Here is a 14547-nt window from a genome sequence, read left to right as displayed (position 1 = left end):
GGCGGTCAGGAGCCGGAGGGCTGGAGCTGGGTGAGCGTCTCGAAGCCGCCCAGTTCGAGCCAGTTGCGCCACATCACGGCGCCGGTCTTGGGCGCGCTGCCCTCGGCGGCCGGCCAGTTCTTCCACACGCTGGTGCTGGACTGGGCCCAGAGGCCGTTGTACCAGAGCGGGATGATCGGCATGTCGTCGAGATGGATCTGCTGGAGCTGGGAGATGATCTTGGTCATGCCCGCGACGTCGTCGGTCTTGACCTGGTCGAGCTGCTGGACGAGGCCCCAGGCCTTCTTGCTCTCGTAGCGGGCGAAGTTGACGGTGTTCTGCTGCTTCTGGATCGGCAGCTGGAACATGTACTCGTAGTAGGTGTACGGCGAGTTCGACAGCTGCCTCTCGTTGTTGATCAGCAGGTCGAAGTCGCCCTTGCCGCGCTTCTCCACCAGCGCGTTGAAGTCGGGGAAGTCCGGGGTGATCTGGATGCCGGCGGACTTGGCGCTGGCCGCGATGGACCTGGCCGACTCCATCCAGTCGGTCCATCCGGACGGCACGATGAGGGTCAGGCTGATCTTGGAGCCGTCCTTGTTCTCGACGAACCCGTCGCCGTCGCCGTCCTTGTAGCCGGCGTCCGCCAGCAGCTTCTTGGCCTTGGCCGCGTCGAAGGTGAAGCCGGACTTGGAGACCACGTTCTGGTCCACGTACTTGTCCCACTGCGGCAGCAGGCCGGTCGGGCTGGAGGCCTTGACGAGATTGCCGTACACGCTCTCGACGATCTTCTTGACGTCGATCGAGGAGGCCAGCGCCTTGCGGAAGGCGGGGTCGTTCATCGGCTTCTTCGTCGCGTTGGGGACCAGCCACGCGGTGTTGGCCGACAACATGTACGGCGGCTGTTTGTAGTACGTCGTCAGGCCGAAGTTGCCCTGCACCAGATTGGCCACGCCGGGCAGGAAGTTGTTGCTCAGGTCAAGGCCCTTCTGCAGCAGCAGGCCCAGCGCGACCTCGTTGCTCGGGGTGGCGATGTCGACGATGTAGCGCGGCTTGGGCTCCATGTTCAGCGCCGTCTTGCCCCACCAGTCGTCGCGCCGCTGCAGCACCACGCGGTCCTGGCCCTTGCTCATGAACGTGTACGCACCCGTGCCGACCGGGTTCTCGTTGACGCCGTCGAGGACCTCCTTCTCGGAGCGGTCCTTCCAGATGTGCTCGGGGACGATCGAGCGGGTGTAGAGCATGAAGTCCCACTCCTGGTAGTTGGCCTTGGAGAAGGTGAACTTCACGGTCTGGTCGTCGGTGGCCTCGGCGCTCTTCAGCCAGTTCCACAGGTTGTTGTACGGGATCGTCTCCATCTTGCCGAGCTCGAAGGAGAACGCGACGTCCTTGGCGGTGAACGGCTGGCCGTCGGACCACTTGACGCCCTGGCGGAGCTTGACCTCGTAGGTGGTGTCGTCGATCCAGGAGCCGCTCTCGGCCAGCCAGGGCGTGAGCTTGGCCGCGTTCGTGTCGTAGTGGAACATCGTCTCGTACACCAGGCCCTTGGTGCCGACGGCGGAGTCCCACTCCCTGATCGGGTTGTAGTTGGCCGGCGGGCCCCACTGCGTGCCCGTGGTGTAGAGGGTCTCGCTGCGCGGGAGCTGATCGGGGTTGGCGCTGGCCACGGCGCTCTGGCCCTGCGTCTGATCCGCCGGCGGGGTCGGCGTGGATCCGCCGCCGGTGCAGGCCGTGGCGAGCAGGCCCGCCGCCACGAGCGGAATCATGATCCGAGCCCGGTTACGCATCGCTTTCTCCTTCCCTCCGCGCCCGGCGCGGAGGTTCACACATCTGGCTAGACACCCCCGATGGGCCGGGCTCGGACGGGCCCGCGCCGCTCGCGGAGCCCTCTCTTCTGGGAGCGCTCCCATGCGTTACGCAAGCACGCTCCCGCCGATGAGACCGGTGAGCGATCACTCTTCAGTAGTCACAGGTCGCGAGACCTGCTGAACCGGATAAGTACCGCGAACGTAAATTCCGCGTGTCCGTGCCGTCAATAGTCGTGACGCTTTCGAGACGTGGCCTTGGGAACGCTCTCACAACCGCTGCCTGCGTCCTGTCCAGGCCGAACACGGCAAGGCCGACCGGAATGGCTAACCGGTTCAACGCCCCACACCCGCGACCGCCCCGCACTGTGACCGCCCCCACGGCACGTGACCGCCGGCGGGCCCACACGCGGCGGCACGGACGGCGACGTTTGAGCGCCGGGTCGGCGAGAAGGCGTGCGGTGGGGCCCGGCGCGACGCGCACGGCGCTCAGCCGATTGGCAGCGCCCCGGTTCTGCGCTCCGGAGGTGGTTTCGGTCGGGGCCCCGGAACCCGGCGCCGACCTCCCCAGACGTCTCTGAGGGCACTTTGGTTTACCTGTCCATCACACCAATGTCGCAAATTTGATGACAAATGGGTTGCGGTCCCGACAGAATGCGGAGCCATCCAGCGTCTACCGCAACTGGAGGAAACCCCCTATGCGTAGACCCCTAGGGGTACTCGCCGGACTCGTGAGCGCCGCCGCTCTCTGCGTGACGAGCACCGCGGCCGAGGCCGCGACCGCGTCGGAGACGGCCTGCCGCGTGAAAGTCGCCAAGCCCCGGCTCAGCGACGCCCTCAAGATCGAGTCTTCAGCCGCCCGCCGCGGCTGCTTCAATTCCGCGCTGCTGCGCATCCGCATCAAGCGCGCCGTGCCGGGCCGTGACCCGGTCGTCAAGAGCGGGGCCACCAGGAACGGCCGCATCACCCTCGCACTCCCGTGCGCGCCCGGCACCTACTACGCGGTCGCCACCGACTACCGCGGCCGCACCGCCAGGTCCAAGGCGGCCAAGCTGACCTGCGCCCCCGGCAGCGCCACGCCGACGCCCACGCCCTCCGGCACGCCGTCCCCGACGCCGTCGAGCTCGCCGACCACCGCGCCGCCCTCGTCGGGAACGGTGGGCACGGCCGAGGAGAACGAGGTCGTCCGCCTGACCAACGCCGAGCGGGCCAAGGGCGGCTGCGCCCCGCTCAAGCACGACCCGCAACTGCGCGCCGCGGCCTTCGGCCACTCCGACGACATGGCGAAGAACAACTACTTCGACCACACCTCCCGGGACGGCCGCAGCTTCACCGACCGCATCAGGGCGGCCGGCTTCACCGGGGGGTCGGCCTGGGCGGAGAACATCGCCTTCGGCCAGCCGTCGGCCGCCTCCGTGGTCCAGGGCTGGATGAACAGCTCCGGGCACCGCGCCAACATCATGAACTGCCGGTTCAACCTGATCGGCGTCGGCGCGGCCAAGAGCTCCCAGGGCCGGATCTACTGGACCCAGGACTTCGCCGCCCGATAGTCCGTCCCACCGTCTGTCCCTGCGGCCCGACCCGCGCCTTGGGCCGAAGGAAGGCGGTGCGGTACGCCGAGACGCCCGCGATGTTCGTGATGCCCTGCGCGTATGAGGCAAGCACGGGCAGCGCGGGCTCTCAGCCCATCTCCTCCAGCTTGCGGCCCTTGGTCTCCCTGATCCATTTGGCCACGAAGAAGAACGACACCAGCGCGAAGAACGCGTACCCGGCGTACGTGAGCGGCAGGTTCCACGCCGACAGGGCCGGGAACGACACCGTGATCGCCCAGTTGGCGATCCACTGGGCCCCGGCCGCCACGCCCAGGGCTGCGGCGCGGATGCGGTTCGGGAACATCTCGCCGAGCAGCACCCAGACCACCACGCCCCACGACAGCGCGAAGAACAGCACGAACACGTTGGCCGCGACGAGCGCGATCGGCCCCTGCGGATCCGGCAGCGAAACCGCGCCGTTCGCGATCCTGGCCGCGCTGAACGCCCACGACGCGGTGCCCAGCGAGATCGCCATCCCGGCCGAGCCGATCATGAGCAGCGGCCGCCGGCCGATCTTGTCCACCAGCGAGATCGCGATGAACGTGCCGATGATGTTGATGATCGAGCTGGAGAAGCTGATCAGCAGCGAGTCGCTCTGGTTGATGCCGACCGACTGCCACAGCACGGACGAGTAATAGAAGATCACGTTGATGCCGACGAGCTGCTGGAACGCCGACAGGACGACGCCGATCCAGATGATCGGCAGCAGCCCGAGCGCCGGGCCGCGCAGGTCCTTCAACCCCGGCACGCGCTGCGTCCGCAGCACGTGCTGGATCTCGGAGATGCGCTCGTCGAGGTCCACGTCCTTGCCCTCGACCTCGGCCAGCACCTCGCGCGCCCGCCGCGTGCGCCCCGCCATGATCAGGTAGCGCGGCGATTCGGGGATCTTCAGGGCGAACAGCAGATACACCACAGCGGGCACCGCGCAGGCGCCCAGCATCCACTGCCACGCCTGCAGCAGCCACAGGTGGTTGTTCACGGCTCCACCGGCCAGCCGCACGATCAGGTAGTTGACCAGCTGCGAGACCGCGATGCCGAGCACGATGGCGAGCTGCTGGAACGAGCCCAGCCGGCCCCGGTAGGCGGGCGGCGCCACCTCTGCGATGTACGCGGGCCCGAGCACCGACGCCATGCCGATCGCGAAGCCCGCCATCACCCGCCAGAGCGCCAGGTCCCAGATGGTGAACGGCAGCATCTGCCCGATCGAGCTGACCGCGAACAGCAGCGCCGCCACCTGCATGGACCGGGTACGCCCCCACCGGTCGGCCAGCCCGCCGCCCGCCCACGCGCCCACGGCCGACCCGAGCAGCGCGATGGCGACCACGGCCCCGGTCTCGACCGGCCCCGCCTGGAAGTACCGCTGGATCCCGACGACCGCGCCGTTAATGACGGAGCTGTCGTACCCGAACAGGAACCCGCCGATCGCGGCGGCCGCCGCGATGAACACGACGTGACCCAGGGGCTCGTGATGCTCGGTGCGCTGAGTCGCCATGCCGGTCCTCTCCTGGAGGAGGACATACCCGCAGGTCGGACCGGTACGGCGGCGCTTACCCAATCTTTGGTCACAGGCGCGGGTCGACCGGCTCCGACTCCAGGGCCAGCACGGCGAAGACCGGCTCGTGGACCCGCCAGGCCGCCTCGCCGTCCGCCAGCCGCGACAGCGCCTCCAGGCCCAGCGCGTACTCGCGCAGCGCCATCGAGCGCTTCTTGCCCAGGAAGCGCCTGCGCAGCACGTCCAGCGACTCGGTGTAGTCGGGGCCGTAGATGATCCGCAGGTATTCGCGGCCGCGGACCTTGACCCCGGGCTGCACCCGGCCGGGTGCGTACGCGGCGGGCTTGACCACCATGCCCTCCCCGCCCGCGGCCGTCATCGACTCCCACCACGCGGTCGCCTCGGCCCTGGACTCGGGCGAGTCGAGCGTGACGAACACGTGCTCGGTCCTGGCGATCAGCGGCGAGTCGAGCAGCGCCAGCGTGGACAGGTGCCAGGCGTGCGGCTCCAGCGCCGTGGCCCGCCCCTCGCAGGCCAGGATCTGGAACGGCGCCAGCTTGATGCCCTCCAGCCCGTCGACCGGCCAGCAGTAGCGCGCGTAGGCGTCCCGGAACAGGGCAGCGTTGCCGGAGCGGCGGCGGGTGCGGTGCAGCAGATCGCCCACATCCAGCCCGCGCCCGGCCGCCGCCTCCAGAGCGGAGACCGCCTCGGGGAGGGCGGCGCGGGCGGCCGCGCCGACGGAGGCGTACTGACTCCTGATCAGGTCGCCGGCCTTGGCCGACCAGGGCAGCAGTTCGCAGTCGAGCACCACCCAGTCGGAGCCGAGCTCGGCCCAGAGCGGCTCACACGCGTCGCGCAGCCGCTCGACCAGCGGCGCCGTGTCCGCGAAGAACGGCCGGCCGGTGCGGGTGTAGACGGCGCCGACGCCGCCGTCGGTCACGCCGAACCTGGCCGCGGCCGCCTCCGGCGTCCTGGCCAGCACGGCGACGGCCCGCGAGCCCATGTGCTTCTCCTCGCACACGACCTCGCGCACCCCGGCGGCGGCGAACTCCTCGAACGCCTCGTGCGGGTGCTCCAGGTAGCCGTCGAGCTGGGAGGTCTCCGGCGGGGCCATGGTGGGCGGCAGGTAGACCAGCCAGCGCGGGTCCACCGCGAACCGGCTCATGACCTCCAGGGCGGCGGCCGCGTTCTCCTCCATGACCTTGACCCGGGGGCCGAACCTGGTCTCGACGTATCGGGTGCCGATGACATCATTGATGTCCAGCATGCCGAGGTCGCGGGCGCCGGCGCCGAGCGGCTTCACCGGCTCGTACCAGACCTTCTCTGCCGGGATCTGGACGATCTGGCGTTCGGGGTAGCGCAGCGCGGTCAGGTGACCGCCGAAGACGCATCCGGTGTCGAGGCAGATCGTGTTGTTGACCCACTCGGGCTTGACCGTGGGCGTGTGACCGTAGACGACCATGGCGCGGCCGCGGTATTCCTCGGCCCACGGGTAGCGGACCGGCAGGCCGTACTCGTCGGTCTCACCCGTCGTGTCGCCGTACAGGGCGAACGCGCGCACCCGCTTGGAGGCCCGCCCGTGGTAGGCCTCCTTGAGGCCCGCGTGCGCGACGACGAGCCGGCCGCCGTCCAGCCGGTAGTGGCTGAGCAGGCCGTCCATGAACGTCCTGGCCCGCTCGACGAACTCGGGCGGCTGGGCGGCGAGCTGATCGAGCGACTCCTGCAGGCCGTGGCCGATCTTGACGTTGCGGCCGTTCAGCGCCCGCACCAGCTTCTGCTCGTGGTTGCCCGCCACGCAGATCGCGGTGCCCGCCTCGACCATGTCCATGACCAGGCGCAGCACGCCCGGCGTGTCGGGCCCGCGGTCCACGAGGTCGCCGACGAACACCGCCGTTCGCCCCTCCGGGTGCCTGCTCCCCTGCCAGCCGAGCTCGTGCAGCAGCGTCTCCAGCTCCGAGCGGCAGCCGTGGATGTCGCCGATGATGTCGAACGGGCCCGTCAGCTCCGTCTTGTCGGACCACGCCTTCTCGTACGTGATCACCGCGTTGTCGATCTCGTCGAGGCCGCGCAGGACGTGCACCTTCCTGAACCCGTCGCCCGAGATCTTGCCGAGCGAGCGGCGCAGGTCCTTGCGCTGGCGGATCACCACGCCGGCGCCGAAGTCGCGGTCCGGGCGGGCGGCGTTGCGCTCGATCGCCGCCTCCTCCGGCACGTCGAGCACGATCGCGTCGGCCAGCACGTCGTGCTTCCTGGCCAGGTCGACGAGGCTCTTGCGGGCGGCGTACTGGACGTTGGTGGCGTCGACCACGGTGAACAGGCCCCTGGCCAGGCGCACGCCGACGATGTGGTGCAGCAGGTCGAACGCGGCCGGGGTGGCCGACTGGTCGTTCTCGTCGTCGGCCACCAGGCCGCGGCAGAAGTCGGAGGAGATGACCTGCGTGGGCTTGAAGTGCTTCTTGGCGAACGTGGACTTGCCGCTGCCGGAGACGCCGACGAGCACCACGAGGGAGAGCTCAGGAAAGCTGATCACGGGTGAACACTCCCATCTGGGTGGGCGGGCCGACCTCGGGGTCGTCGTCGCCGACCGGCTCGAACGCGACCTGGTAGCCGTGCTCCGCGGCCACCCGGGTCGCCCACGCGGCGAACTCGGCGCGGGTCCACTCGAAGCGGTGGTCGGGGTGGCGCAGGCCGGTCAGGAACTCGTAGCGCACGTTGTGCTCGATGTTGGGGGTGGTGACGAGCACGTGCCTGGGCTGGGCGTGGCCGAAAACGACGCGTTCGAGCGCGGCCAGGCGGGGCGCGTCGACGTGCTCGACCACCTCCATGAGCACGGCGGCGTCGTAGCCCTTGATCCGCTTGTCGGTGTATGTGAGCGCGCCCTGGAACAGGGTGAGCCGGGCGCGCTTGGCGTCGGGCATGCGGTCGAGGCGCAGCTTGCGGGCGGCGATGGTGAGCGCCATCGACGAGACGTCCATGCCGGCGACCCGGGCGAACCCGGGCCTGACCAGCAGCGCGCCGACCAGCTCGCCATGGCCGCAGCCCAGATCGATCACGCTGACCGCGCCCAGCTCCTCGAGCTTGGCGAGCACGGCCTCGCGGCGGCGGACGTTGAGCGGTCTGGCCTTGGCCTCGGGCGCCGGGCTCTCCTGCACCGCCGCATCGGGCGCGCTGTCCAGCGGGCCGGATGCGCCGACCGCCGCATCCGGCGGGCCGGGTGCGTCGAACGTGATGTGGAGCGTGCTGGTGTAAGCCTCGCCGGACGCGGCGAACGCCTGGGCCGAGGCCTCCGCTTCGGCGACGGCCAGCTCGGCGGCGGCGGTTTCCTCGGGGATCGGCTCCTCCGCGACAGCGGGCTCCAGCTCCTCCTCCGTCTCGTCGCCCAGCTCGGCCAGCCGGGCCAGGGCGGTGCGGGCCAGCGCCCAGCGCCGCCCCAGGTAGCGCCGGGTGATCAGGCCGCGCTCCGGGTGCCCGGACAGCCAGCCCTCGCCGGCCCTGATCAGCTTGTCGACCTCGTCGGGCGCGATCCAGTAGTGCTTGCCGTCGTCGAGCACGGGCAGCAGCACGTAGAGGTGGTTGAGCGCGTCGGCCAGGCGCACCGTGCCGCGCAGGGTGAGCCGGACATATCGCGACTCGCCCCACTCGGGGAAGCCCTCGTCGAGCGGCACCTCCTGCGCGTCGACCTCCCAGCCGAGCGGCTCGAACAGCCGCCGCGCCAGGTCGGGGCCGCCGCGGCAGGGCAGCGCGGGCAGCCGCAGCTCGAGCGGCAGGGCCGTGCCGGGCAGCTGGGGCCGGGCCTTGCACCGGCCGGCCCGCGCGGTGCGGAACACGTCGCCCAGCGCCACGGCCAGCAGCGAGGAGGCCGCGTAGGGACGGTCGTTGACGTACTGCGACAAGCTGAAGTCGGGCGAGCCCTTGCCGCGCGACCTGACCAGCGCGATCGGGTCGACCTCCAGCATGAGCGCCGCCGTGCAGCGCTCCTCGCCCGCCTCCGGGTAGAACACCGTGGCCGTGCCGAACGACTGGCCGAACTCCTGCACGCGCCCGGGATGCTTGTGCAGGAGAAAGCCGAGATCGGTGGCGGGGCTCGCGGTGGTCGTGATCGTCAGCAGCACGTCCCAAGTCTGCCGCAACCCCGCGAACCCCCGCCAACCGATTACCTACACGTGCGGCAGCACCTCAGCGGCGATCAGCTCCAGGTGCTCCAGGTCGCCGAGGTCCATGATCTGGAGGTAGACCCGCTCGGCGCCCAGCTCGGCGAACTCGCCGATCTTCTCCAGCACCTCCGCCGGGGTGCCGCACAGGCCGCCTGCGGGCAGGGTCTCGGGGTTCTCGCCGATGGCGGCCGCGCGCCGCTCGACCTCCGCCCGGTCGGCGCCCACCACGGTGGTCTGCGCCACCGACAGCCGCACGGTACGGCCGGTCGCCTCGCACGCCTCACGTACCCGCGCGAACGCCTCACCGGTGTCGGCCAGGGTGCGGAACGGCACGTTGTACTCGTCGGCGTACGTGGCCGCCAGCCTCGGCGTGCGCTTCGCGCCGAAGCCGCCGATGATCACCGGCGGCCCGGGCCGCTGCACCGGCTTGGGCAGTGCGGGAGAGTCGGCGAGCCGGTAGTAGCGGCCCTCGAACGAGTAGGTCTTCTCCGCCGTCCACAGGCCGGTGATGATCTCGAGCTGCTCCTCGAACCGCCCGAACCGCTCACCCGTCGGCGGGAAAGGGATGCCGTACGCGGCGTGCTCGGTGTCGAACCAGCCGGTGCCGAAGCCCAGCTCGACCCGGCCGCCGCTCATCTGGTCGACCTGCGCGACGCTGATCGCCAGCGGCCCCGGCAGCCGGAACGTGGCAGGCGTCACCAGCGTGCCCAGCCGGATCCTCGAGGTCTCCCTGGCCAGGCCGGCCAGCGTGATCCACGCGTCGGTGGAGCCCGGACCGGGGTCTCCCGCGCCGATGCGCTGGTAGTGGTCGGACCGGAAAAAAGCGTCGAAGCCCAGCCGTTCGGTGGCCTGGGCGACAGAGAGCAGGTCGTCATATGTCGCGCCCTGCTGGGGCTCAGTGAAGATCCGCAGCTTCATGACGACATTATCCGCACAACCCGGACGCGAACCGGAAAAGGCCCGCGCTGTGGGGTGCGCGGTTGCTAGGTTCACAGCGGTCTCAGAAGTCGGCATGAGATCGCCATGACACAGCGGTCTCAGAAGTCGGCATGAGATCGCCATGTCCACGGTCAGCGCCGTACGTAGCCGAACGACCACGTGGGGTGTCCTATGCCACGGCAGAAGAGGGAGCCGGGTGTGCTTCCTCGTCCTCTCGCGATCCTCGGAGCTCTCACGCTCGCCGCCGCCACCAGCGTGGCGATCCGCCTGCTGCCCGCGGGCGCCGCTTCGCCGCCGCCGGTCGCTCAGCCCTCCCCCACCGTCTCGCGGGCCGTGGCCGCGGAGCCGGCCGCCACCGCGTTCGTGGGCTTCGTCGACACCGCCCGCGAGCCCGGCTTCGACCTGTCGGCCGAGTCCCGCCGTACCGGCGTGCGCCACTACGCGCTGGGCCACCTCGTGGCGGGCGGAGACGACGGCTGCGCCCCGAAATGGGCCGGACCGCTCGACGAGACGGAGTCCCTCCACTGGACCGGCCCGCCCGAACGGGACGCCGCCGAAACCGATCCCGATCACGGGAATGACTCGCCAGAACAGGACGCCGACGGGACAGAGCCCGACCAGGGGACCGATTCCCCCGAATCGGGCGTCGGCCGGAGCGATCCGCTCGATCCCGGCGAGAACCCGGTGGCTAACAAGATCGGCCGGCTGAGGGCGCTGGGCGGCGACGCGGCCCCGGTCTTCGGCGGCCCAGAAGGCGAAGAACTGGCCGTGGCCTGCACCAGGCCGGGCGGGCTCGCCGCCGCCTACCGCCGGGTGGTCGGCGCGTTCGACGCCGCGGCGATCGACTTCGAGGTCCGCGACAGCGAAGACGGCGCCGCGGTGCTGCGCAGGGCCCGGGCCATCCGCGCCATGCAGCGTGAGCGGCCGCTGCGGGTCGGCTTCACGCTCCCGCTGAAGCCGCACGGGCTGGGCGCCGGCGACGTGGCGATGCTGCGCACCACCCGCCAGGCGGGCGCCGAGGTCGGCACCGTCAACCTGCTGGCCGTCATGGAGCCGCGCCCGGCCCCTGGCGGCCGCCTGCGCCGGCTCGCCGCGGCCATCCAGCTGGCCAGGGACCAGATCGCCCAGACCCGGGACCTCGCGGACCCCGGCGAGGCGTGGCGGCACATCGCCCTGACCCCGGTGCTGTCCGGCGAGAGCGACCTGAGCGAGGCCGACGCCCGCGCGCTGGCCGAATACGCCGCCGGCCACGGGCTCGCCTGGCTGTCACTACGTGGCGTCACCCCATCGCGGGACGTGTCGCGGATTCTTTGGGGTATCCGGCCCTGACGATAGGATTTCAGTGACCTTGGAGGCTTTTCCGGCGGCAGGGGGAGGGCGATGGCGGCACGTCCTGACACGGCGCGGAAGATCCTGATCTACTGGATGGACGGCATGATCGCGTTCCTCGCCGTCCTCTCCGTGGTGGTCACCGTCGCGGCGGCGATGGACGGGACGATCTCCCCCGCACTCGCGACGATCACCGCCACGTGCCTGATCGCCTTCTACGCGCTTACCCCCTTTCTCCTCAGGGACGCCTTCGAGACGCGGCCGCGGCCCACGGCCAAGCTGCTGATCGCGGGAGTGTTCGCGGTGGGCAGCGTGGTGCTCGTGCCGCACAGCACCGACTCCTCGACCCTCTGGATGCAGACCGAGTCGCTGTGGCTGTCGATGGCCGCGCTCTATCTGCCGCTGTGGGCCACAGCCTGCCTGGCGGCGGCGGTCGTGGCGCTGCTCACCGGCCACACCGTCCTGGTGACCGGGGAAACGTGGCAGGGCGTCCTGCTCATCAGCGCGATCAACGCGGCCGTCATGATCGGGGCCATGCTGCTGTGGCGCTGGCTCTGGTGGGTGATCAGGGACGCCCATCGCAGCAGGGAGGCGAAGACCAGGCTGACGGTGGCCGAGGAGCGGCTGCGCTTCGCCCGCGACCTGCACGACCTGCTCGGGCACAGCCTGTCGGTGATCACGCTGAAGAGCGAGCTGGCCGCCAAACTGGCCACCAAGGACGCCGGCCGGGCCGCTGCCGAGATGGCCGAGGTACGCGGGCTCGCCGGGGACTCCCTGGCCAGGGTGCAGCAGGCGGTGCACGGCTATCAAGCGCTCGACCTGGACGAGGAGCTCGCCGGCGTGCGGGCCGCGCTGGAGGCGGCCGGCGCCCGCTGCGTGATCGACGTCAGGGCCGACGGCCTGTCACCGGCCGCCAGGACACTGCTGGCCTGGGCGGTGCGCGAGGGCGGCACGAACGTGCTCAAGCACAGCAAGGCCACGCGGTGCACCATCACGATCGCCGGTGGGGTGCTCGAGATGCTCAACGACGGCGCGCGCGGGGAGCCGTACACACCTGGCAACGGGCTGCGCGGCCTGTCCGAGCGGCTGGCCACGGCGGGCGGCTCCTGCTCCGCGATCCCCACGACGGCGGGCGAGTTCCTGCTGCGCGCGGCGGTGCCGGCGTGATGCGCGGGCTCGTCGACCGGCTACGGGGAGCGTCGAAGCTGGACAAGGCCCGCTGGCTGATCGTCTTCTCCACCGACATCGTCCTGCTGCTCCCCCTTTTCGGCTTTTTCCAACTGCACGTCCAGTGGCAGATGGGCATGCCCTGGCCCCTTGCCGCGGGCGGCGCCGTGCTGCTGCTGGCCTTCAACGTGCTGAGCACGCGCCCGTTCAGGATCGCTGTCAGAGGCGGCAGGCGGCCCACCGCGATCCTGGCGGTCACCGGGGCGATCGTCGCGATCCTGTACTACTTCCCGATCGTCTGGGCGCTCCCGACCTGGCTGGGGTTGATGGCGGCGTTCGTCCGCAAGCGCACCGCCATCGCCCTGTCCGTCGCGTCGATCGCGGCCACCTACCTGTACGCCGGCCTGGTCGAGGGGTTCTTCACGGAACTGCTGCTGTTGCTGGCGGTACAGACGGTGTTAACGGTGATCACCGTCGGCGCCGTGTGGGCCAACCTGCGGCTCTGGCGGCTGGCCCAGGAGGCTCATGAAGGGGAGGAGGCCCTGGCCAGGCTGGCGGTCTCCGAGGAGCGGCTGCGCTTCGCCCGCGACCTCAACGACCTGCTCGGCCAGAGTCTCACCGACGTCGCGGCCCGGACGTCCCACGCCGAGCAGGCGCTGCGCGCCGACCCCGCGGCGGCCGCGGCCGAGATGTTCGCGGTACGCGACCTGGCCAGGCGGTCGTTACGCGAGGTGCGTACCGTCGTGCAGAACTACCGGGCCATCGACCTGGACGAGATGCTGGCCAGCGTGCGGGCGGTGCTGGAGGCGGCGGACGTGCGCTGCACCGTGCGCGCCGACACGGCCGCCCTGACGCCGGAGACCCGCACCCTGCTCGCCACGGTCGTGCGCGAGGGCGCCACCAACGTGCTCAAGCACAGCCGGGCCGAACGCTGCACGATCACGATCGAGGATGGGGTGCTGGAGATGTCCAACGACGGCGTGAGCGGGCCCGTGGGCGAGCACGCGCCCAACGGGCTGGCGGGGCTGGCCGAGCGCGTGCGCTCGGCGGGCGGCACCCTGGAGGCGGAGCCGACGCGTGAGGGCCGCTACCTGCTGCGCGCGGCGGTGCCCGCATGATTCTCTGGGAGCTCTCATGACCATCCGCGTACTGCTCGCCGACGACGAGCACCTCATCCGCGGCGCCATCGCTGCCCTGCTGGACCTCGAGGACGGCATCGAGGTCGTCGCCCAGGTCGGCAGGGGCGACGAGGTCCTCGGCGCCGTGACCGAGCACCGCCCCGACGTGGCCGTGCTCGACATCGAGATGCCCGGGATGGACGGCCTGAGCGCGGCCGAGCAGATCAGCTCCCAATGCAAGATCGTCATCCTGACCAGTCTGGGCCGCCCCGGCTACCTGCGCAGGGCCATGGCGGCGGGCGTGGGCGGGTTCCTCGGCAAGGACGCCTCGGCCGAGGAGCTGGCCATGGCGATCCGCAAGGTCCAGGGCGGCGGCCGCTACCTCGACGCGGAGCTGGCCGCGGCGGCGATGGCGGCGGGCGACAGCCCTCTGACCGAGCGCGAGCGCGACGCGCTGCGGCTGGCCGGCGACGGGGCCACGATCTCGCGGATCGCGGGCGAGCTGCACCTGACCGAGGGCACCGTACGCAACTACCTGTCGAGTGCGATGACCAAGCTCAACGCTCAGAACCGCCTGGAGGCCATCCGCACCGCGCAGCGCATGGGCTGGCTCTGAGCCGGGCGCGGGTCAGGGCTTGTGTGGAGTGCGTGGGGCCACGCCCGCGAGCGCCCCGCCGCTTCAAGGGGTAAGCGGCGGGGCGCTGACCGGAGGGCGGTCACCTAGCGGCTACCGGCCACGGCGAGGGCGGGCCCGCTCGCGACAGTACGCAGCCCGATCGTCCCGGCCGCCGCCTTCGCCCGCACGCGGATCCTTTCCCGTGACATTCCATCCGTCTCTTCTCCTCGTCTCGCCCGCTCGGCCGGGCCGGGCGCACTACGAGGCTGCCGTGCGCCGCTGATCCGGTGGTCACCGTTCGGTCACTCAGCGGTCACCATGCGTGATATCACTGGTGGGTCATGCGCGGCAGGTCTTCC

Annotated in this window: 10 protein-coding genes; 5 read left to right on the top strand and 5 right to left on the bottom strand. The window is 70.8% G+C overall.

Annotated features, from left to right (window positions below; all coding sequences use genetic code 11):
* Nucleotides 1–5: 5 nt before the first annotated feature.
* The gene (locus tag EJK15_RS08170) at nucleotides 6–1763 is read right to left on the bottom strand and encodes an ABC transporter substrate-binding protein (RefSeq protein ID WP_138709761.1); all 1758 of its coding nucleotides are present in this window, start codon (nucleotides 1761–1763) and stop codon (nucleotides 6–8) included.
* Between the two features lie 716 nt (nucleotides 1764–2479).
* Here EJK15_RS08170 and EJK15_RS08165 point away from each other — a divergent pair.
* Complete coding sequence (locus EJK15_RS08165; RefSeq protein WP_171074175.1) at nucleotides 2480–3331, top strand: CAP domain-containing protein; 852 nt, start codon at nucleotides 2480–2482, stop codon at nucleotides 3329–3331.
* Between the two features lie 130 nt (nucleotides 3332–3461).
* On the opposite strand, the gene EJK15_RS08160 is transcribed toward EJK15_RS08165, so the two are convergent.
* From EJK15_RS08160 to EJK15_RS08145, 4 genes are all read right to left on the bottom strand, one after another.
* Nucleotides 3462–4865 (bottom strand): sugar porter family MFS transporter, encoded by a 1404-nt coding sequence (locus EJK15_RS08160; protein WP_138709759.1) that lies wholly within the window; start codon nucleotides 4863–4865, stop codon nucleotides 3462–3464.
* Nucleotides 4866–4935: 70 nt separating this feature from the next.
* Nucleotides 4936–7395: a polynucleotide kinase-phosphatase gene (locus EJK15_RS08155; protein WP_138709758.1), complete on the bottom strand. Its 2460-nt coding sequence runs from the start codon at nucleotides 7393–7395 to the stop codon at nucleotides 4936–4938.
* Entirely contained in the window at nucleotides 7379–8977 is a 1599-nt protein-coding gene (locus EJK15_RS08150; RefSeq protein ID WP_138709757.1) for a 3' terminal RNA ribose 2'-O-methyltransferase Hen1, read from the bottom strand. Before EJK15_RS08150 ends, EJK15_RS08155 begins: the two co-directional genes overlap by 17 nt.
* Nucleotides 8978–9022: 45 nt before the next feature.
* Nucleotides 9023–9937: an LLM class F420-dependent oxidoreductase gene (locus EJK15_RS08145; protein WP_138709756.1), complete on the bottom strand. Its 915-nt coding sequence runs from the start codon at nucleotides 9935–9937 to the stop codon at nucleotides 9023–9025.
* Nucleotides 9938–10156: 219 nt separating this feature from the next.
* Between EJK15_RS08145 and EJK15_RS08140 the strand changes: the two genes are divergently transcribed.
* From EJK15_RS08140 to EJK15_RS08125, 4 genes are read left to right on the top strand one after another with little or no spacing between them, the layout of a single operon-like run.
* On the top strand, nucleotides 10157–11287 hold the full coding sequence (locus EJK15_RS08140; RefSeq protein WP_138709755.1) for a glycoside hydrolase family 18 protein: 1131 nt from the start codon (nucleotides 10157–10159) through the stop codon (nucleotides 11285–11287).
* A gap of 51 nt (nucleotides 11288–11338) precedes the next feature.
* Complete coding sequence (locus EJK15_RS08135) at nucleotides 11339–12454, top strand: sensor histidine kinase (RefSeq protein WP_138709754.1); 1116 nt, start codon at nucleotides 11339–11341, stop codon at nucleotides 12452–12454.
* Nucleotides 12454–13572: a sensor histidine kinase gene (locus tag EJK15_RS08130; protein ID WP_138709753.1), complete on the top strand. Its 1119-nt coding sequence runs from the start codon at nucleotides 12454–12456 to the stop codon at nucleotides 13570–13572. The genes EJK15_RS08135 and EJK15_RS08130 overlap by 1 nt, the downstream gene beginning before the upstream one ends.
* Before the next feature lie 16 nt (nucleotides 13573–13588).
* The gene (locus tag EJK15_RS08125; RefSeq protein ID WP_138709752.1) at nucleotides 13589–14188 is read left to right on the top strand and encodes a response regulator transcription factor; all 600 of its coding nucleotides are present in this window, start codon (nucleotides 13589–13591) and stop codon (nucleotides 14186–14188) included.
* The last annotated feature ends 359 nt before the right edge of the window (nucleotides 14189–14547 follow it).

The sequence above is a fragment of the Nonomuraea basaltis genome (genome assembly GCF_005893125.1).
GTDB lineage: Bacteria > Actinomycetota > Actinomycetes > Streptosporangiales > Streptosporangiaceae > Nonomuraea > Nonomuraea basaltis.
The sequence above is the reverse complement of the archived record's forward strand: the minus strand, read 5'-3'. Positions and strand labels throughout refer to the sequence as shown.

Bases quoted from the DNA above. Each gene is read 5' to 3' on its own strand.
- EJK15_RS08135 (WP_138709754.1), top strand. From the start codon at position 11,339: ATGGCGGCACGTCCTGACACGGCGCGGAAGATCCTGATCTACTGGATG.
- EJK15_RS08130 (WP_138709753.1), top strand. From the start codon at position 12,454: ATGCGCGGGCTCGTCGACCGGCTACGGGGAGCGTCGAAGCTGGACAAG.
- EJK15_RS08160 (WP_138709759.1), bottom strand. From the start codon at position 4,865: ATGGCGACTCAGCGCACCGAGCATCACGAGCCCCTGGGTCACGTCGTG.
- EJK15_RS08125 (WP_138709752.1), top strand. From the start codon at position 13,589: ATGACCATCCGCGTACTGCTCGCCGACGACGAGCACCTCATCCGCGGC.
- EJK15_RS08145 (WP_138709756.1), bottom strand. From the start codon at position 9,937: ATGAAGCTGCGGATCTTCACTGAGCCCCAGCAGGGCGCGACATATGAC.
- EJK15_RS08165 (WP_171074175.1), top strand. From the start codon at position 2,480: ATGCGTAGACCCCTAGGGGTACTCGCCGGACTCGTGAGCGCCGCCGCT.
- EJK15_RS08170 (WP_138709761.1), bottom strand. From the start codon at position 1,763: ATGCGTAACCGGGCTCGGATCATGATTCCGCTCGTGGCGGCGGGCCTG.